We start from the raw sequence: 19,443 nt of genomic DNA on the forward strand, positions 1-19,443 counted from the left end.
TTCGTCATCCCGGGTCGCGCGTCACCCGACGAACGAGGTGACGCCGAGGCTTTCGGCGACTAACCACACGATGAACAACCCGTACGTTCCGAGGAGGACGTACGACTCGCCGCGGGTCAGTGCCATCTCGGTCCGGAGGACGGCGAAGAAGACGATGGATGCACCGGTCAGAAAGCTCATCATCGGGACGACTTCTTCGAACGCGATGACTGTCCCACCCGCGACGAGAATACCGATTGGGAGCGCGACGAGCAGGGCGAAGACGTTGCTCCCGAAGACGTTTGCCAGACTCATCGGTGCGTTACCCTGACGGGCGGCCGTGACGCTGACGAAGGTATCTGGAAGGCTGGTCCCCGCCGCGACAACCGTCAATCCCCAGAGGAACGGCGACGTTCCGAAGGCGTCACCGAACCCGACCGCCGCCCGGACGAGCAGCTCCGCCCCGACGAGGATGATTCCGAGGGAGACGATGAGCGCAATCCACTGACGCCGTGGGTCGATGCCTTCGACGGTCGTGGTCTGCGTCGCACGGTGCTCCAGCGTATCGTGGTACTGCATGAAGAGATAGAGGCCGTACAGCGAAAGAGGGATGAGCGCCAGCGGACGGGTGACGAACCCTTCGAGGCTCTCAGCCGTTCCAGACGGTTGGTAGATGACGGCGAGTGAGAACGTGAGTACGAGCACCGCCAGCGCGAGGAGATAGAACTGTGCTTCCTTGTACACGAGGTCACGGTTCGACGCGAGTCGCTGTCCTTCACCCACGAGCGCGGACACCGCAGGAATAACCAAGATGTTGTACACCGCTGACCCGACGACGGCACCGATACCGATGTCGAACGCGCCGTATCGAAGCGTGGCGATGATGATGCTCGATAGCTCTGGAAAACTCGACCCGATGGCGGCGATGATGGCTCCCTGTACGATGGCGGGGAGTCCGTAGTACGCGCCGAGTCGGTCGGACGCCTGCACGAGGTAGTCGCCACCCCTCCACGCGAGGACTGCGCCCACGATGGTGAACACCACGAGAACTGGAACAGATGCCACACCGGACGTTCGGTTGGTGGTGACAAAAGCGCGCGGGACAGTGGTCGCGACACGCTGCCGGAGTGGCGTCCCTCAGAACCCTTCTCCCTCAGAACCCTTCTCGGAGATAGACGTCACGCTCGGTGAACACCGAACCAAGGGCGTCGACAGCAGACGACTCGTGAACGGTGAGGTACTCACTCTGTGCAAGTTCGTCGACCGACCGAGCGCCGACGAGCAGTTGCGAGAGCGCCCCGATTTCGACGGTTGCATCGGGGTCTGCTGTCGTCGGTTCGACCGACGCCTCGCCGTCGGTGACGACGACCCGGAACGTCTCGTCGTTCCACGCACAGCGGTCGTCGGACACGTCGAAGACGAACGCAGACTCGGCAGCTGTCGGGTACGACACCGCTTCGAGCGCTGCGGCCACGTCGACGATACGGACCATCGGCCCGGGCTTGATTTCGACCGTCGCTGCGCGCGGGTCGGTCAGGTCGTCGATGAGACGGGTTCGCTCGTGCTCTCGTTCGAAGACCACCGAATCCACCTGTGAGTCGTGGTCGCGAACGAATCGCAGGAGGTGTCGCTGTGCCTCGGTATCCACGCCCGCGAGCTGGTCGACGTGCATCGTCCGCGACTCCCAGTCGCCTTTGACGCGGTAGACGACGTACCCTCTCAGGTCGCCGTCCAGTTCCCACCCGTAGACGTATGGGTCTGTCTCCCAGCCACGGAAGACACGATATCGCCACCATCCTTCGGTTCGGTCGAGTGCGAGGTCTTCGGTGGCCGAGTCGGCGTAGACGGCGTCGAGGCGGTCCCAGTCGTCGGCTCTGAGACGGACGAACTCGCCGCGCGCGGCTGGACACACCGCGGTGAGTTCTTCAGGCGAGACCGTCGTCTTCGCGTAGTTGTTGGTTGTCGCCCACCCAAAGCGCCGATAGAACTCGTATTTGAACGGCCAGAGCGCCGAGAGGTACCGACCGGTCTCCCGGAATTCGACGAGGAGATCGTCGAGCATCGTCGCGATGTGGCCTTGCCGGCGCGCCTCGGGCGGCGAGGCGACCGCGGTGATTCCGGGCAGTGGATGCCACTCGCCGCGGACGCGTGCTTTGTAGTCGTAGAAACCACAGACCGTCACGAGGGCCGACGAATCGAGGTCCTCGAGTGGTGTCTCTGGCGGGACGTCGTAGAGGCCGCGGCGGACGTAGATGTCCGGGTGGGGGTGGTCGTCGTCGTCCCAGTCGGGACCACCCTCCGGACGGAAGGCGTAGTTGAGGAACTCGCGGTAGGTGTCGCGGTGTTCCTCGGGAAGTGGGTGGAGGTGCATAGAATCGGTCCGTCGTCGGCCGGTATATGTTTTGGGAGGCCGACCGTGTGACGGGGAGACCTTCGGCATGACGCTTCGGCCTGACGGTGTCTTCGCGTGCCTGCGAGAACCGTGCGATTCACGTCGTCGCGGCCCTGAGGCGTCACCATGAGCGAGACTCGGAGTTCGTTTTTGAAGCGGGGGAATCTGCTCCTCGTAGCCGTCGTGACGCTTGGAATCGTCATTCCGGGTGTCGCGCGACGGTTCCTCGGTGAGGCCGGGTACAACGACCTCGGCATGATTGTATTCATCCTCGGCTACGCGGGGATGATATTCATCGTCTGGTACGGGTGGATTCGACCGCTCGACATCTCCGGGCCGGAACCGTAGCGCTACCGAGTCACTCTCTCGACGGTTTACCTCTATATCGTGGGCTAGTGGCCCGCGAGACGAGGGAGAATAACGGAACTTTGATAGTCGATTCGCACCGACCGAGAAAACAAGAATGCTTCCCCTTCAGCTCATAGACAGCTTCCTGCTCAACTACAACATCGGGCAGGCGCTGTTGCTCGTGTTCATCCTGACGACGGTTGGAGCTCTGCCGCTGAAGTCGCGACGTATCCTCGGCATCAACACCATCGTGTTCGGCCTCATCTTCCTGTTGACGCCGCAGGCACTGGCAAAGTCGCACTACCTGTTCCTCGGCATCGCACTGCTCATCGTCGGCCCCATCCTCTACACGACGGGCAACCGCTAACCACCGAACCGACCGCTGACAACGCTTTCTCTGCGCACCTGACTCCGAAGAACGCGACGTTTAAACAGTGAGAACCGTAACGCACGGGTATGTCTGAACCGCGCGTTCCCGGCGGTCGTGGGGCAGTGCTCGACCTGCCCTGTGGCGAAGAAAAGCGCGTCCGGGGACTCGACTTGGGCAAACGTGAGTTTGACTGTCCCTGCGGCGGCACGCACGCTGTCGTCATGGACGTTCACCCACCGGACCGATTCCTCCCTGAGTTCCTCGTCGAAATTCTCCAGAGTACCATCGAGACGACGAGTGAGGACATGCCCGAGTTCGGGACGGCACATCTCATGGGAATCGTCCTCGAAGAGTTCCCCGAAGCAGTCGTCTCCGAAGACGTCTCCGACGACGGTGAGATGGGCGCGGGCATCGTCTGGGTCACGGATTTCGATTCTCGAAGACTCCACGAGATTATCGTCGAACTCATCGTCGAACTCATGGAACACGCCGTCAGTCACGCCAACGACGACGGTGTCATCTCCGAGTTCGAGTCGAAGATGCTCCAGTTCGACGTGAGCGAGTTCGTCGACGAGTACCGCGCCCAGCGCGACCTCGACCCCGAACCGTACATGTGAGCGCTGGGGCCGTCGGCCCCTCTCGTTACTCCACGTGTATCTCTTCAGCAGTAGGGTCGAGCGTCGCCTTCGCCCCGAGTGGGAGTGGAACGCTCGGGTCTGCGTGGCCGAACTCCACGTCGAAGACGGCAGTCGCCTCCGGGTTGTACTCACTGAGAACGGACAGCACCGCTTCGCGGAGTTGCTCGCCGTAGTCCGCTGGCGGTTCCCACTCTAACTCTGGCGAGTACGTCTGTGGCCGACCCATCACGAGTCCGTCGAATCGCTGGAGGAGTCCCCGCTCACCCATCGAACGAAGGGTATACCCTACTTCACGAGGCAGTGGCACGTCTTCCGACGTTTCGAGCGCGAGTATCGCACCGTCGAGTTCGTCAGGAGTCGGGAGGTAGCGGTCTGTCTGGAGGTGCCACTTGACGATGCTGAAGCATCCGCCCCAAAGCGTCCCGGAGACGCGCTCGTCACCGTGCCACGTCCGGCCGGGGTTCTCGTACCATTCGCGAGGTTCCCCGGTGTCGAAGTCGAACCATCTGTCGGTCCACTCCGGGGCCGGTTCGACCACGCCGAGTGCGTCGTCGAAGAACGCACGTCTGAGATACCGCTCGGTGTAGGGGTGTATCTCGGGGTCCAAGATGAGCGTCGGGTGCAGTGTCGCACCGTAACTCACGATGCCGTGGTTCCAGAGAAACAGGCGGAGGTTGTCGTTGTCGCTGAAGCCGTAGAATCGCGTCGGGTTGGCGGTCAATCGTTCTGGGTCGAGATGCTTCAAGACGCGAATCTGGTCGTCACCACCGGTCACCGCGATGACGCCGTCGATCGACGGGTCTTCGAACGCATCCACGATATCTTCCGCGCGCGCTCGCGAGTTGTCACGGAGCCACTCCCAGTCTCGGCGGGCCGTCTCGAATATCACTGGCTCCAGACCGAACGTCTCTCGGAGTCGCTGGCACGCTCTGTTTCGCCTCGACTCGTCGATGGGGCGCGACGGTGCGACGACGGCAATCCGACTGCCCGGCTCGAGCGGTGGCGGCGTCGTGAACTGTGGGGGCACGTTCTTCCATCGTGTTACTTCGCCTGAATAGCCTTCGCCGGGCCGTACACCGGTGTTTGGCAAACTTTACGATATTCGCAATCACGTTTCGGACCTCGTAATTTTTCGCCGGACTTATTACGATGTGCGGATTCGATTGCGACGATGACTGACGAGGACACATCAGCCGGAACTCAGAACGGAACAGAGGACCGGACGATTCTGCTCATCGGAAGTGGCCCGATTCAAATCGGACAAGCAGCGGAATTCGACTACTCCGGCGCGCAGGCCTGCCGCGCGCTGCGAGAGGAAGGCGCACGAGTTGTCCTCGTCAACTCCAACCCCGCGACCATCATGACCGACCCCGAGATGGCCGACAAGGTCTACATCGAGCCCATCACGACGGAGGCCATTTCGGAGATCATCCGGAAGGAACGCCCCGACGGCGTCATCGCCGGACTTGGTGGCCAGACGGGACTGAACGTCACGGCCGAGTTGGCAGAAGAAGGCGTCCTCGACGAGTTCGACGTCGAAATCATGGGGACGCCCCTGGACACCATCTACGCGACCGAAGACCGCGACCTCTTCCGTCAGCGGATGGAGAAGATTGGACAACCCGTCCCGCGCTCGACGACCATCTCACTCGAAGACGGTGAGAAGGTCCAGAACATCACCGAAGCAGACCTCCAAGAACGCGTCGAAGCGTCCGTCGACGACGTCGGCGGCCTCCCCGTCATCGCCCGCACTACCTACACGCTCGGTGGCTCAGGGTCCGGCGTCGTCCACGAGATGGACGAACTCGTCAGCCGTGTCCGCAAGGGACTTCGCCTCTCGCGTAACAGCGAAGTGCTCATCACGGAGTCCATCTCCGGTTGGGTCGAACTCGAATACGAAGTGATGCGCGACGCCGACGACTCGTGTATCATCATCTGTAACATGGAGAACATCGACCCGATGGGGATTCACACCGGCGAGTCCACCGTCGTCACCCCATCGCAGGTCATTCCCGACGAAGGTCACCAAGAGATGCGCGACGCCGCACTCGAAGTTATCCGCGAACTCGGCATCCAGGGTGGCTGTAACATCCAGTTCGCGTGGCACGACGACGGCACACCCGGCGGCGAGTACCGCGTCGTCGAAGTGAACCCGCGTGTCTCTCGCTCCTCCGCGCTCGCGTCGAAGGCGACCGGCTACCCAATCGCCCGCGTGACGGCGAAAGTCGCCCTCGGCAAGCGCCTCCACGAGATTACGAACGAGATTACCGGCGAGACGACCGCCGCCTTCGAACCCGCAATCGACTACGTCGTCACGAAGGTCCCGCGCTGGCCCAAGGACAAGTTCACCGACGTAGACTTCACGCTCTCGACGGCGATGAAGTCCACCGGTGAGGCGATGGCTATCGGCCGGACGTTCGAAGAGTCACTGATGAAGGCGCTTCGCTCCTCGGAGTACGACCCCGCCGCCGACTGGGACGAGGTGTCCGACGACGAACTCGAAGCAGAGTTCCTCGTGAAGCCGACACCCGACCGTCCGTACGCCATCTTCGAGGCGTTCGAACGTGGCTACACGGTCGACGACGTGGTCGAACTCACGGGAATCGAAGAGTGGTACGTCGAGCGCTTCGGCCGCATCGTCGAATCGGTCGAAGCCGCCTCGGAGGGTGACTTCGCCGCCGCCGCATCCGCCGGGCACACGAACGCCAGCATCGCAACGGCGACTGGCACCACCGTCGACGAAGTCGAGCAGAACGTCCCCGGCCGCACGTACAAGCAGGTCGACACCTGTGCCGGCGAGTTCGCCGCACAGACGCCATACTACTACTCCGCCCGCAAACCCGAGTTCTTCCGCGGACCGTTCAAAGGCGACTCCGCGGGCAACGAACTCCGCGTCGACCGCGACATGGAGAGCGTCGTCGTGGTCGGTGGCGGCCCCATCCGTATCGGACAGGGTGTCGAGTTCGACTACTGTTCGGTCCACGCCGTCCAGGCCCTCCGCGACCTCGGAATCGACGCGCACGTCGTCAACAACAACCCCGAGACGGTCTCGACGGACTACGACACCTCCGACGGCCTCTTCTTCGAACCAATCACGGCCGAAGAAGTCGCCGACGTCATCGAGGCAATCGACGCCGACGGGGTGATGCTCCAGTTCGGTGGCCAGACCTCGGTCAACATCGGTCACCCGCTGGAGACCGAACTCAAGCGTCGCGGTGTCGACTGTGAGATTCTCGGAACCACCATCGACGCGATGGACCTCGCCGAAGACCGCGACCGGTTCAACCGCCTGATGGACGACCTCGGCATCCTCCAGCCACAAGGTGGCTCTGCCACGAGCGAGGCCGAAGCGCTCGACCTCGCCAACGAACTCGGCTACCCCGTCCTCGTCCGCCCGTCGTACGTCCTCGGCGGCCGCGCGATGGAAGTCGTCCACTCCGACGACGAACTCAAAGAGTACATCGAGGAAGCAGTCCGCGTCTCGCCCGACAAGCCAATCCTCATCGACGAGTTCCTCGCCGACGGTGTCGAACTCGACGTCGACGCCGTCTCCGACGGCGAACGCGTCCTCATCGGTGGCGTGATGGAACACGTCGAGGCCGCCGGTGTCCACTCCGGTGACTCCGCGTGTATGATTCCGCCGCGCTCGCTCGACGACGAGACGATGGCGCGTGTCCGCGAGGTCACAGAAGATATCGCAAAAGCGCTCGACACGGTCGGCCTGATGAACGTCCAACTCGCCGTCAAGGAGAACGACGACGGGTCGAACGACGTGTACGTCCTCGAAGCCAACCCGCGTTCGTCGCGGACGGTCCCGTTCGTCTCGAAGGCGACGGGCGTCCCGATCGCGAAACTCGCAGCGAAGGTCATGGCCGGCAACACGCTGGACGAACTCGAAGCGACCGAGCAGATTCCCGACCAGGTCTCGGTCAAGGAAGTCGTCCTCCCGTTCGACCGCCTGCCGGGTTCGGACCCGCGCCTCGGCCCGGAGATGAAGTCCACGGGTGAGGTCATGGGAACCGCGACCACGTTCGCCAAGGCCTACGAGAAAGCCCAGATTGCAGCGAACGATGCCATCCCGCTCGATGGGACGGTCTACGTCGACCTCGCCGATTCGGAGTTCCCTGACGCCGACAGCGAAGCGGGACAGGCACTCCTCGACGGGTTCGCCGACTACTACGACGTACTCACGCCCGGCGACGTAGACGACCTCCTGCCGCTCCTCCGCGAGGGTGACATCGACTTCGTCGTCTCCCGTGACCGCGAGACGCTCATCGACTGTGTCGAAGAGGAAGTCGGCTACTTCTCGACGTACGCCTCCTCGAAGGCAGCCCTCGAAGCACGCGGCGCGGCGGACGAGGACATCGACGTCCACCCCGTCTCCGAGCGCCCGCGCACCATCGCCAACTGGGGTCAGTAGACGACCGCTGGTCGGCGAACTGCGCGGTCCTTTCTGTGACGTGTCGTTCGTTCATCAGTCCGTGCGCTGCCCCCGACTTTTGACGCCTTCACGAAGGTTATTGAGTCTCGACCCCATGCGCGAGTATGACACGGAAGCGCGGCCGCGTCCTCGTCGCCGGTGCGACGGGTCGGACCGGCCGGTTCGTCCTCGACACGCTGGCGGAGACTCCGTTCGTGGTCAGGGCGCTCACCCGCGACTCCGACGCGGAAGCCACACTTCGGACACAGGGGGCAGACGAAGTCGTCGTCGGTGACCTCCTGAACCGCGACGATGCGAGGGAAGCGGTAATCGACGTCGACGCCGTCGTCTCGACTGTCGGCGTCGCCGCCGGTCTCGAAACGATTCGCGGAGAGCTCGTCGACGGTGAAGGCGTCGAAAACCTCGTCGATGCCGCGACTGCCGCAGGCGTCAAACGCTTCGTTCTCACCTCGTCTATCGGCGTCGGTGATTCGAAAGGCGGTCTCCCGCTCTCACTCCGCGCGATTCTCACCGCTGCGGGCGTCCTCTCGGCCAAGGAACGTGGCGAGAGACGACTCAGAGACGCCCCACTCGACCACACGATTGTTCGACCGGGGGCGCTGACCGACGCGCCGGCGACCGACGAAGTCCTCGTCGGCGAGGGTGGAGACTCTGTCCGAGGAAGTATCCCCCGCGCGGACGTGGCGAACGTGCTCACCCGCTCGCTGTTCACCCCTGCAGCGGAGAACCGAACGTTCGAAATCGTCTCGCGACCGGGACTTCGTGGACGACCGAACTACCTCGTCGACATCCAGTGGGGATCCGTTCCACGAGGCGAACCCGCCGACTAGTCGAGTTTTCCAAGCGCTTCGAAGAAGTCAGAGGTTGGGCCAGCGAGTCGAACTGGCGAGTCGGACTGCTCGATGCGAACCTCGATTGGTGTCGAGACAGTCCGGCGGGTCCGTCCGTCACCCACGACGACGGCTGACTCGGCGTCTGTGACCGTCACAGTGACCGTGGCATCGAGTGGGACGACGAGCGACGGCATCCCCTCACGTGCAGCCATCTCGGTGACGACGAGTCCTTCGACGCCGGGATGGACGAGCGGCCCACCTTCGCTGAGGTTGTAGGCTGTACTACCCGCAGGCGTCGTGACGAGAACGCCGTCTGCGTGACCGCCGGAGTAGAGCGAGCCGTCGACACGGATCTCCACCCCTGCACCCCCACCGTGGCCTCGTCGAGGGCCGTGGACGACGACTTCGTTCATCGAGGGGTCCATCTCCCAGTCGTCCCCGCGGGCGACGATACGCGGAACTTCGCGGACCGACGGCGTCCCGTCTCGGAACGCTGCGACTTCGCTCAACACTTCGTCGATTGCGTCGTCGGGAGAGACGGCGTTCAAGAACCCGACCTCGCCGAGGTTCACGCCGAGGATGGGGACGCCGTCTGCACCTCGTGCAGCGTAGAGAAACGTCCCGTCTCCCCCGATGCTCACCACGAGGTCACACTCGTCGAGCCGCTCGACTGGGAACCCACCGACGTCTAGTTCCTCGGCCGTCGCCGCATCGACAACCGCTTCGACATCGACGGCCGCCAGCGCCTCGCGCATGTCTGCGGCGAGGTACGCGGCCCGACTATTGCCCTTCTGCGCGACGATGCCGACCTTCATAACCCGCGGTTTGACGCCACCGGGCAAAAGCCCACCGTCACGTCACCACGAAAGACTGACACGGGAAACGTTCATGACATCCCCTGCCCACGTTGAACTGATGGCAGGCACGGACGGTGGCCTCTCTGTTCGGCCGAGGTGGTCTCCGTGAGCGACGACGACGACTGGTTCGAGCGGGCGCTCCGCGAGCGCCGCGACGACACGGACGAAGCCGCCGCCGACCCAGAAACTGTGGAACTGGACGACGAGAACCACGACCACGCCGATAGAGACGGTCGCAGTGACGACGAGAGCGCGTCGGGTTCGCCGGCGAACGACTCGGATGGAGCGGCAGCGCCAGCCGACTCGATGGAGAACGCGGGCGACGACCCGTTCTCGACGAACTTCGCGGAGGCGTTCAAAAACGCGCCGATGCCAGACATCGGCGATTCCGACGACGAATTCGGTGGGTCCGCCGGCAGTGGGATGGGCGACGACTTTCACTTCGACAGCAACGCGACCCGGGAGTCACTCCAGTTCGACGACGACGACTTCGAGTCGGACATCGACCGCATCGACATCGGCATCGAAGGACTCGACGAGATGATTCTCGGCGGCGTCCCGGAGCGGTCGCTCATGGTGACGATTGGGAGTGCCGGGACCGGCAAGACGACGTTCGGTCTGCAGTTCCTCTACGAAGCGCTCAAAAACGGAGACAACGCCGTCTACATCACGCTCGAAGAGAGCCGCAGTCGTATCCTCGACACCGCCGACGAGAAGGGCTGGCAGTTCTCGGAGTACGAAGCCGATGGAAACCTGGCAATCGTCGATTTGGACCCCGTCGAGATGGCCAACAGTCTCTCCAGCATTCGCAACGACTTACCTCGCCTCGTCGACGAGTTCGACGCCGACCGTCTCGTCCTCGACTCGGTCTCACTGCTCGAGATGATGTACGACCACCCCTCGAAGCGCCGGAGTGAAGTGTTCGACTTCACGCGCTCGCTGAAAGATGCCGGTGTGACGACTATGCTCACCTCCGAGGCAGACCAGACGAATCCGTACGTCTCTCGACACGGCATCGTCGAGTACCTCTCCGACGCGGTGTTCGTCCTCCAGTACGTCCGTCCCGACGACTTCCGAGAGACGCGACTCGCAATCGAGATACAGAAGATTCGCGATGCCAACCACTCTCGAGAGACGAAACCGTACGAACTCACGAGCGAGGGAATCAGCGTCTACCGGCAGGCGAATATCTTCTAACTCCACCTTTTTCTTCGTCGGGGTCGCTACGCGACCCGCTCTTCACGGGCGACCCGCGAGTCGCCCGTGAGGAAGCGAGACGGTGGTTCCGTCTCGCCCTCCTCGAAAAAGCTGTCTTCGTGAGCGTCAGCGAACGAAGGCTCGTGAGACGCGAGGCGTCTCACGGTGGACCACTGCTAGAAGTCACCGACTTCTGGCCGTTCAGCCAGAACGCGGCGCGTTCTGGCGACAAAAAAGGCCGAACCTCGCTTCGCTCGGTTCGGTGCAGTACACTTGTTGGAGGTCAGGGAACTCGCCAGATCCTGTTGAAATCATCTGTCACTGACACTTCGTCGAGACCGTGCTGGATAGAGGGCGCGAGTCGGTCACGCGGTTGAATGAGTAGGTCGGCGATGCCACCGCTACTCAAGAGCCGTTTTTTCCGTTTGGTTGCTCCAGTACGTCTGGTAGTCCCACTGGTCAGTCCTGTTCTCACTGTAAGTTGGCATATAGCAGCAGTTGTGTATCATATGGGAGTGATTTAATCGATAGACTAACTGGCCGAGTCCTCGCACTGCGACGAATACGTGTCTGTTACTCCAGACTGACCTGATTTTAGAATGTCACAAGTTCGAGACAGATTTAACTGGTAAAGATATAACTCAGGTCCTGACATTCTGGTCATCGTAACTTTTCGCCACTCATGTGCGCTCTCGACGTAGGGTCGAGGTTCTGTGTGCGGTTTGGGGGGTTATACACTACACTACATATGTCGAACCAAAACAATTCTCCAGTAGACGGAACCGACAAGACAGGCGTCGAACACACTGGCCCTGAACTTTCGCGGCGCTCCGCGCTTCGTAGCCTCGCGGGTGCGGGCCTACTCGGTCTGGTCGGCCTCCCGGCGATGGCCGGGTCAGTGAGTGCATCTTCGTCCTCGTTCCTACACAGCGGTTCGTGCTCGAGAATCACCGGCGTCGGAGTGGGCCGCAACGGAACGTTCACGCCCGTCGACGCGCCCGCGATGGTTTCTCCATATCACGAGAGTGGTAACCCCCCGTGGGGCAGTGTCTTCAGCGCTGACGCCCAGCACGTGTGGTACTGCCCATCCGGGACGTGTGATCTTTATCAACCCGCAGACGAACGAATCCGCCTTGAGCAGACGTTCGACCTCGATATGGTGCCGAGTACAGCGACGCTCTCCGTCGCCGCGGACAACACAGCTGAGATCTATCTGAACGGCACTTTCGTACGCACTGTCGGATACTACCCACCGATGGTCGGGCAGGACGTCGTTCCCTTCCTACAGACCGGCGAGAACACTCTCGAGATACGCGCGTGGAACGACCCAATGTACGGTGACACACCTGCGGCAATCATCTTCGAGATGAAGGCACCTCTCCCACCGCAGAGCTGTGAATCAACCACTATCGACGTCAACATCGACATCAAGCCCGACAGTGACGACAATTCCATCAACCCGAACTCGAAGGGAGTCACCCCCGTCGTGGTCTACTCGACCGACGATTTCGACGCGACGACGCTTGACGTCTCTTCACTCGCCTTTGGCCCTGGCGGTGCGAGCGCGGCCCACGGCGGCCACGTCGATGACGTCGATGGAGACGGCCTGATGGACCTCGTGCTACACTTCCCGACTCAAGACGCTGGCTTCGCCGACGGCGACACCGAGGCCAACTTGGTCGGGCAGACCAACGATGGCACGGACGTTGTCGGGACCGACGCGATCAAAACTGTCGGCGGCAAAGGTAAGAACAGAGGCCGCGCTCGCTGAGGATTCGTACCGTCGACGTTCTGAAAAGCGACATTTTTTCTCTGCGCGAAGTTGTTCCGGTCTGTCCCAATGTGCAGAACCCGTTGATCGTTGTATCTCAAAATTCCGAAAAAGTGCAGTGATGGGCGCCTCGTCCGGTAACCGTCACTCCGTAACGCTCGGAACTCAATAGTGAATACACCCTCTGAGTGTTGCACATCACTTCTGACAGCAACTGGGTCGCTTTCAGCGGCGTGCTGAATAGAGCACGCGAATTAGTCAATGAATTGCCTTTTTGTACGGTGCGTCTAAGTATCGGACATGTCTCACCCCCACCCGATTGAAGTCTTCATTCCGGTGGTGTTCTTCGGTGGTGTCGGCTATCTGGTAGCAGGCCCCCTTGCAGCAGGTGTGGGAGTGGTCGTGGGTGCTGCATTGGGAACTTCAATTGGAAAATCAGAGTCGTAGCCTGTACTGAATACACTCTCAATTCAGCACGCGATTTCTCTCAGTTGGTGCGCATCTCAACGGGCCAGTCGATGTTATCGACGCCATCAACGCATTCAGACCGCTTCACTCACCTCGTCAGCCACTCGGGAGTGCCGCCCTCTCGGAACCGCGAGGACGAACCTAATGGCCAGCGTCGCGGCGATGGCTGCCGGCAGGACCGTGAACACGACGACGACGAGCGAAACCGTCACCTCGCCTGCGGTAAACAGCAGGAACGTCGCGAGCGTCAGCGTCGGTGCGAGAACCGCACCAAACACGAGGCTGATTCCAGCGAGCGTGTACCCCCACAGTCTCCCTTGCCAGACCCAGATTCCACTGACAGCGAGTGCCGGAACGACGACACTGAGGTCGAGGAAGTGCGAAATCATGGCCTGTGGACCGACTTCCGCGACGAGGAGTGGGGCCGACCCCGTGAGCGTGGCGGGAACGACTTCGGAGAGCCACAAGAACGCCAGCCCCAGTGCAATCACGAGCAAGAACACGCCGTAGACGCGCTCTGTGATGTGTCCCGCTAGCGTGTCGTGAATCTCTCTCGCGTCGGTGGTCACGACCCCGCCCACGAACGTGAACAGCGAGAGCGAAAAGAGTGCGACGTACCCGAGGAAGAACTGATTGAACGCAACCTGCAGGCCAATCGACGCCCACATGTACGTCATGTACGCGAGCGACCCGAGCCAGACGATTCGCCCCCGGAGTGACCCACGCATCGTAAACCAGAGACCGAGTGCTAACATGGGAACACCGACTGCGAGCATCATCAGATCCTGTGCGAAGTACGTCGGGAGCAGGGCAGGGACGTCGTTGTAGTGCCCCGGCCGAAAGAGGCCTAAGAGGGCCGAAATGACAGACAGCACGACGAGTACGCTTGTCGTGACGACCTGCCAGCCTCGAATGAGCGTCGTCATCGGTGAATCACCACTTAGAGATACGCTCGAACGAAGAATAATCCGGCTCGACGGTCCTCACACCCTGAGAACGGTGGAGTAACTGGTGTGGCGACTCACGTCGAAACCGGCGGGAAAAGAGGGATGAAGTGGAGTGGGGGTCGTGTCAGAGTGGACTGTCTGGCGTCAGTCGTCGGCAGGCGCGGGGACGGCCTCGCGCTCTGGCGAGAACTCCTCGTAGTGGACGACTTCGTCGACAGGGCGGCGGTATTTGGGCTCAGCCTGCAGTTCACCGGCGTCTTCGGCGGGAATACCCATCGTCAGAAGCATCACGGGTTCGTACTGGTCGCCGTCGATGTCGAACGCATCGAGGACGGCGTCGGGGTCGAAGCCACCGATGGCGCAGGTGGCGACACCTTCGTCCCACGCGGCGTGCATGAGGGCCATCGAGACGAGTGACGTCGAGCGAACGGTCCAGACGCGGCGTTCCTGCTCGGGCAGGTCGGCCATCCCGGCGATGTTTCCGAGGATGTCGTCGCGGACCTCCTCGTTCGGGAGGTAGCCCTTTTCGAGCATGTCGTCGGCGATGGTTTCGGCGTGTGCTTCGGGGTCTTTGTTGCCGAGGATGACGACCGACGCGGCGGCACCGGTGACGTGTTCTTGGTCGTACGCTGCTGCCCGGAGTGCCTCTTGAGTCTCGTCTTCACGGAGGACGACGAACTCCCACGGTTGCAGGTTGTAACTCGACGGTGCTTGAATCGCATTCTCGAAGATCGTTTCGAGCGTCTCGTCGTCGAGCGGTTCGTCTGCGTATTCGTGGATGGAACGGCGGGTCGTCGCAACCTCTTTGAATTCCATTGTTACCTCTCTAGGAGGACAATATAATAGAGGGTCGCAATCCGGGCGAAACCGCCGATTTCAGTGTGCTCGCAGCCCTCATTCCACTGGTTTCACCAGGTGGCATTCGTGTAACCACCGACGAATTCGCCCCAAAAACGAGGGACGTCGGGGGAACGGCCGCCCGAGCGTGAGCGATGGTTCACACCTCGATAGCTCGTCGTGCGAATGCGAGCGTGCCGTTCACGTCGAAGAGGGTACATCTATCGCCTATGTGAGCGTATATATAGCATGGCTTCCTCGACAGAGTCCGGTACACTTGCCCCCACGCCGGACGAGTTTCGCGACTTGGGATACCGCGCAGTCGACATCATCGCGGACTATTTCGAGAGTATAGACGACCTCCCAGTGTTCCCCGGCAAAGCACAGACAGAGATCGAAGCGGTGTTCGAAGAACCGTTGCCGGAGACTGGCGAGGACCCTGCATCGATTCTCGAAGAGTGGCCCACCCGAGTCCTTCCGAACGCGACACACGTGGGTTCGCCTCGGTACTTCGGCTACGTCATGGGTTCTGGAACGGCGATGGGGGTCGTCGCAGACGCACTCGCTGCCTCCATCAACATGAACGCCGGTGGGTGGAAACCCGCACCCGCTGCGACTGAAATCGAACGCCAGACGATCTCGTGGATCGCCGAGATGATTGGCTATCCCACAGACTGTGGTGGGCAGTTTACCAGCGGCGGGACGATGGCGAACCTCACTGCGATTCTCACTGGCCTCAGAGCAAAGGCTGGATACGACACGAAACGCAGTGGGCTCCAGTCAGCTGACCAGTCGTTCACACTCTACATGTCGGACCACGAAGGCCATTCGTCGATTTATCGTGTCGCAGAGATTCTCGGCCTCGGTAGCGACGCGGTCCGACTCGTCCCCAGCCACGACGATTTCACGATGGATGTCGACGCACTCGCCGAGCAACTCGACGAGGACGTGTCCAACGGCGACACCCCACTTTGTGTCGTCGCGCAGGTCGGCTCTGTCAACGTCGGCGCAATCGACCCGTTAGACGAAATTGCGACAGTCTGTGCGGAACGTGACATCTGGTTCCACGCGGATGGTGCGTGTGGCGCGCTTGGGGCGATTCTCCCAGAGAAGCGACCGCAGTACGCCGGCTTGGAACGCGCAGATTCGGTCACGTTGGACCCGCACAAGTGGCTCTATATCCCCTACGACTGTGGCTGTGTGCTCGTGCGCGACCACTCGCTACTGGCTGATGCGTTCGAGATGCACGCCTCGTACCTGGAGGGGACGATGCGAACTCCCTACGAGGGGCTGGATTACTACGAAGTCGGCCCACAGATGTCACGCGGGTTCCGGGCACTGAAAGTCTGGATGAGTTTGAAGCACTACGGCGTCGAGGGCTATCGCACACTGCTCTCACAGAACGTCCACTGTACGGAGCATCTCGACGCACGTGTCCGCGATGCAGACGATTTCGTCGCACTCCACGAGCCAAATCTGTATCTGTACTCGTTCCAGTACGCACCGCCTGACCTCCAGGCGCTCGCCGCAGACAGTCCACAGGCACGCGACGCTGTCGACACCTATCTCGACGAACTCAACCAGCGAATCGCCGACGAGATTCAGCTTACCGGCACTGCGTTCGTCATGACCACCTCGATTCACGGGCGCACAGTGCTTCGATTTTCTATCTGTAGCCACCGGACGACGACCGACGACATCGACCGAACCTTCGAAGCGCTTCGTGACATCGGCGAACAGGTAGATAGCAGCCTCCGACAGACACTCGACCGACACGTGTAGTCGGAGGCGTTTCTGGTGTTTCTGTTTCTGTCGGAGAAGTGGCCGTGACCCCGACTGTGTGCCCTACCGGACGATTGTGACAGGGACCGGTGCGCGCCGGACGACTTCTTCGGCGACGCTTCCAAGCACGATTCGAGAGACGCCAGTTCGGCCGTGGCTTCCCATCACGACGTGGTCGTAGTCGGCCTCGTCGTCACTCAGTTCGTCGACGATGGCCTTGGCTGGACTGCCGACGGCGGTGACTTCGTCGATGACGCGCTCCGTGTCGACGAGTCCAACCTCGGCTTTCGCCTCGGCGAACGTCTCGCGCGCCTCGCGCTTTTCGTCTTGATACCACTCTTCGGACCCGCTGAGAGCACGTTCTCGATAGTCTGGGTCTGCAGGGTTGATGACTTTCAACAGCGTGAGATGAGCCTCCGGCCACTCCGACGCGGCAAAACGGAGCGCAGCGACCGACTGGGGCGACCCATCGACGGGGACGAGAACGTGTTCGGCCATGTGACTGTATAGACGGGGACAGGACAAAAACCCGCCCACGAAACGGCCCTCGCGGACGCCGTCAACTCCGGTCCAAGCGCCCACTGTCTGGCTCGACAGTTAGTCGCCGTGCCGTGTCACACAGGTCGAGAGGCCTTTCAGTTCGACCGGTTCGGAGTTGTCCGGCGAGTAGACGACCATCTGGCCTTTCTCCATGTACGGCACCTTGTCTTCGAGGTTGGGCGGGATGTTGACGCTCTTGATGGCGTCTTCGTCGCCGAGGTTGAGCACGACTTTGGTGTTCACCTGTTTGAACACGGAGTCGGCGATATCCTGTGGGTCCTGTGTGATGAGGAACAAGCCGAGACGCTCTTTTCGGCCCTGCTTGGCCGCCTCGGTGAACTTCTCGATGACCTTTCGCGCCTGCACAGTGTCGGCGTTGGTCAAGAAGTTGTGTGCTTCGTCCATCCCGAGCACCAGCGGCGTCTCCTTGATTCGCTCACTGGACGGGTCGTTCGAGAGTTTGTCGTCGATGAGCAGTGCGGAGACGGCGAGGACGAACAGTTCCTTCGCTCGACTCGACGAGAGGTGATAGGTCGGAACGACGGTCAGACCACCGGGGCGGACGAGTTCGTGGTCGAGTTCCGTGATTGGTCGGGCGTCTTGGTCGAACACGCCGTTTGGGACACCGCGAACGCGCCGCTTCACCGCGTCGAACGTCGCTTCGTGGACGCGCCCCGATTCGTCGAGTTCCTCTTTGAGCGCAGGGTCGTCGAGGAACGTCAGGAACTCACGGTAGGTTCCGCTGTCGCCGTAGTCGCGGAAGAATCGATTGAGCAGTTCGAGGAGTGCCGGGTACTGGTTGTCGTTGAGGCTACTGCCGGCGACCAACCACGGGAGGTCGCGAGCCATCGAGAAGGGAATCGTGAACTCCAACTGCTCTGAGCGGTGGTTCGACCCGGCGTACGACGACCCGGCCATCTTCGGGACGAGTGCGAGTGTGTCGTCGTGGCCGCCGTGGGCGATTCCCTCGCGCTCGTAGCGCCGGGCGGTTTCGTCGTCCATGTCCGGGTTGTCGTCGTGCATCTGTGCGTACTCGTCTTGCGGGTCGAACTGCACGACTGCCGTCTGAACCTCGCGTCCGTCGTCCATCTCGTACGTTCGCTCGGGTGAGAGGTACTGCCGAAGGATGTTCTTCGACCCGTGGGTCTTCCCGGAGCCTGTGCCACCCGCGACGAGCGTGTGCCGGAACACGAGGGGGTCGCCGTCGGAGTAGTCGTCTTTCAGTCGGTAGTCGATGGTCGGCGGTTGTGCCGCGGTTCGAACCTTCTCGCCGCCGACGGAGAGGTGTCCGAGGAAGACGCCGTCTTCCGGAATCTTCAGTCCGGTCTTGATTTGCGTCGCGTCGGTGGCCTCGCCGACCGTCGCACCGGGTTTAGGCACTCGGTCGACCATTCGGCGCTTGAGCTCGCCACGGTCCGAAAAGAGGACGGCGATGGGTTCGAGTTCGGCCATGAATTTGAAGTCACGCTCTTCGAACTCGTCGAGCGGTTGGCGCATCGCGCGCCGGGCGTGAATCTCGGTGGCGTCGTCGGTCTGGAACTCCTGGGCGTATTCGAGGCCGACGATGCGGCAGAACAGCAGTTCGTCGTCGGGGTAGGGGACGATGAGGTACTTCCCGAGACGAACGTGTTCGCGGTTCCCGGCCGTGACGAACGCCCGGAGAATCGTCCGTTCGTGGTCTTCGGAGACGCGGAGTCCCTGCGAGACGGCGATTGCACCGAGGCCGCGTTCGGTCCCAGTGGGTTCGGCGTCGTACTCCTCGAACTGGAGGCCACTGCCGCCGTTCGCGGTGGCCACAGACGATGTCGACGCGTACTCGTCATCCGCCTGTTCGGTGTCGTCGGAACTGTCTCCACCCGAGGGACGTCGACCCTCGCGTTCGTCTCGGTCCGTCTCGTCGGAGTCGTCGCCGACGAAATCGTTGAAGTCCCCCAGGTCGGTCATGTCCCAACGCTTGCAGGCGGCGTGTAAAAATCCTCACGTCGTGGCATCGAGTGAGAATCACTGGGTTCCCAACTTCGCACCGGCCGCCGAACCTCGCGG

17 protein-coding genes are annotated in these 19,443 nt (G+C 61.8%); 8 read left to right on the forward strand and 9 right to left on the reverse strand.

The genetic code is table 11. The features are described 5' to 3' along the window. Positions 1–21: 21 nt before the first annotated feature. Together GJR98_RS06415 and GJR98_RS06420 are read right to left on the reverse strand one after the other, a co-directional pair. Positions 22–1,044, reverse strand: a complete 1,023-nt coding sequence (locus GJR98_RS06415) for a sodium:calcium antiporter (RefSeq protein WP_151136610.1) — start codon at positions 1,042–1,044, stop codon at positions 22–24. An 88-nt stretch (positions 1,045–1,132) separates the two neighbouring features. Beyond that, positions 1,133–2,350 carry a GNAT family N-acetyltransferase gene (locus tag GJR98_RS06420; RefSeq protein WP_151136612.1) on the reverse strand — a complete coding sequence of 406 codons (1,218 nt, stop codon included), beginning with the start codon at positions 2,348–2,350 and terminating at the stop codon, positions 1,133–1,135. Positions 2,351–2,497: 147 nt separating this feature from the next. Here GJR98_RS06420 and GJR98_RS06425 point away from each other — a divergent pair, with 147 nt between their 5' ends. The 3 genes from GJR98_RS06425 to GJR98_RS06435 all read left to right on the forward strand — a co-directional run bounded on the left by GJR98_RS06425 (position 2,498) and on the right by GJR98_RS06435 (position 3,706). Continuing rightward, positions 2,498–2,719: a hypothetical protein gene (locus GJR98_RS06425; protein WP_151136614.1), complete on the forward strand. Its 222-nt coding sequence runs from the start codon at positions 2,498–2,500 to the stop codon at positions 2,717–2,719. A 115-nt stretch (positions 2,720–2,834) separates the two neighbouring features. After that, the gene (locus tag GJR98_RS06430) at positions 2,835–3,086 is read left to right on the forward strand and encodes a hypothetical protein (protein ID WP_151136616.1); all 252 of its coding nucleotides are present in this window, start codon (positions 2,835–2,837) and stop codon (positions 3,084–3,086) included. A gap of 89 nt (positions 3,087–3,175) precedes the next feature. After that, positions 3,176–3,706, forward strand: a complete 531-nt coding sequence (locus GJR98_RS06435) for a DUF5815 family protein (RefSeq protein ID WP_151136618.1) — start codon at positions 3,176–3,178, stop codon at positions 3,704–3,706. A 25-nt stretch (positions 3,707–3,731) separates the two neighbouring features. Here the strand turns inward: GJR98_RS06435 and GJR98_RS06440 are convergent, their stop codons facing one another. Continuing rightward, positions 3,732–4,754, reverse strand: a complete 1,023-nt coding sequence (locus GJR98_RS06440; protein WP_151136620.1) for a S66 family peptidase — start codon at positions 4,752–4,754, stop codon at positions 3,732–3,734. Positions 4,755–4,898: 144 nt separating this feature from the next. Between GJR98_RS06440 and carB the strand changes: the two genes are divergently transcribed. Together carB and GJR98_RS06450 are read left to right on the forward strand one after the other, a co-directional pair. Then, positions 4,899–8,147 (forward strand): carbamoyl-phosphate synthase large subunit, encoded by a 3,249-nt coding sequence (gene carB, locus GJR98_RS06445; protein WP_151136622.1) that lies wholly within the window; start codon positions 4,899–4,901, stop codon positions 8,145–8,147. A 125-nt stretch (positions 8,148–8,272) separates the two neighbouring features. Further along, positions 8,273–8,998 (forward strand): SDR family oxidoreductase, encoded by a 726-nt coding sequence (locus tag GJR98_RS06450; protein WP_151136624.1) that lies wholly within the window; start codon positions 8,273–8,275, stop codon positions 8,996–8,998. Here the strand turns inward: GJR98_RS06450 and GJR98_RS06455 are convergent. Next, a complete protein-coding gene (locus GJR98_RS06455) occupies positions 8,995–9,816 on the reverse strand; it encodes an NAD(+)/NADH kinase (protein ID WP_151136626.1) in 822 nt (273 codons plus the stop codon). The two genes, GJR98_RS06450 and GJR98_RS06455, sit on opposite strands and share 4 nt — an antisense overlap. 147 nt (positions 9,817–9,963) lie before the next feature. Between GJR98_RS06455 and GJR98_RS06460 the strand changes: the two genes are divergently transcribed. Further along, positions 9,964–11,055 carry a KaiC domain-containing protein gene (locus GJR98_RS06460; RefSeq protein WP_151136628.1) on the forward strand — a complete coding sequence of 364 codons (1,092 nt, stop codon included), beginning with the start codon at positions 9,964–9,966 and terminating at the stop codon, positions 11,053–11,055. Positions 11,056–11,081: 26 nt separating this feature from the next. On the opposite strand, the gene GJR98_RS06465 is transcribed toward GJR98_RS06460, so the two are convergent. After that, complete coding sequence (locus GJR98_RS06465) at positions 11,082–11,219, reverse strand: hypothetical protein (protein WP_154269713.1); 138 nt, start codon at positions 11,217–11,219, stop codon at positions 11,082–11,084. Positions 11,220–11,803: 584 nt separating this feature from the next. On the opposite strand from GJR98_RS06465, the gene GJR98_RS06470 reads away from it, so the two are divergent. Then, entirely contained in the window at positions 11,804–12,826 is a 1,023-nt protein-coding gene (locus GJR98_RS06470) for a hypothetical protein (protein WP_151136630.1), read from the forward strand. A 542-nt stretch (positions 12,827–13,368) separates the two neighbouring features. Here the strand turns inward: GJR98_RS06470 and GJR98_RS06475 are convergent. Then, positions 13,369–14,220: a hypothetical protein gene (locus GJR98_RS06475; RefSeq protein WP_151136632.1), complete on the reverse strand. Its 852-nt coding sequence runs from the start codon at positions 14,218–14,220 to the stop codon at positions 13,369–13,371. 165 nt (positions 14,221–14,385) lie between these two features. Further along, the gene (locus GJR98_RS06480; protein ID WP_151136634.1) at positions 14,386–15,057 is read right to left on the reverse strand and encodes a nitroreductase family protein; all 672 of its coding nucleotides are present in this window, start codon (positions 15,055–15,057) and stop codon (positions 14,386–14,388) included. Between the two features lie 270 nt (positions 15,058–15,327). On the opposite strand from GJR98_RS06480, the gene GJR98_RS06485 reads away from it, so the two are divergent. Beyond that, positions 15,328–16,860 (forward strand): pyridoxal phosphate-dependent decarboxylase family protein, encoded by a 1,533-nt coding sequence (locus tag GJR98_RS06485; protein WP_151136636.1) that lies wholly within the window; start codon positions 15,328–15,330, stop codon positions 16,858–16,860. 63 nt (positions 16,861–16,923) lie between these two features. On the opposite strand, the gene GJR98_RS06490 is transcribed toward GJR98_RS06485, so the two are convergent. Together GJR98_RS06490 and GJR98_RS06495 are read right to left on the reverse strand one after the other, a co-directional pair. Continuing rightward, on the reverse strand, positions 16,924–17,358 hold the full coding sequence (locus GJR98_RS06490) for a universal stress protein (protein ID WP_151136638.1): 435 nt from the start codon (positions 17,356–17,358) through the stop codon (positions 16,924–16,926). A gap of 99 nt (positions 17,359–17,457) precedes the next feature. Continuing rightward, entirely contained in the window at positions 17,458–19,344 is a 1,887-nt protein-coding gene (locus GJR98_RS06495; RefSeq protein WP_151136640.1) for an ATP-binding protein, read from the reverse strand. Between the last annotated feature and the right edge of the window lie 99 nt (positions 19,345–19,443).

Source organism: Haloferax marinisediminis, from assembly GCF_009674585.1.
Lineage (GTDB): Archaea > Halobacteriota > Halobacteria > Halobacteriales > Haloferacaceae > Haloferax > Haloferax marinisediminis.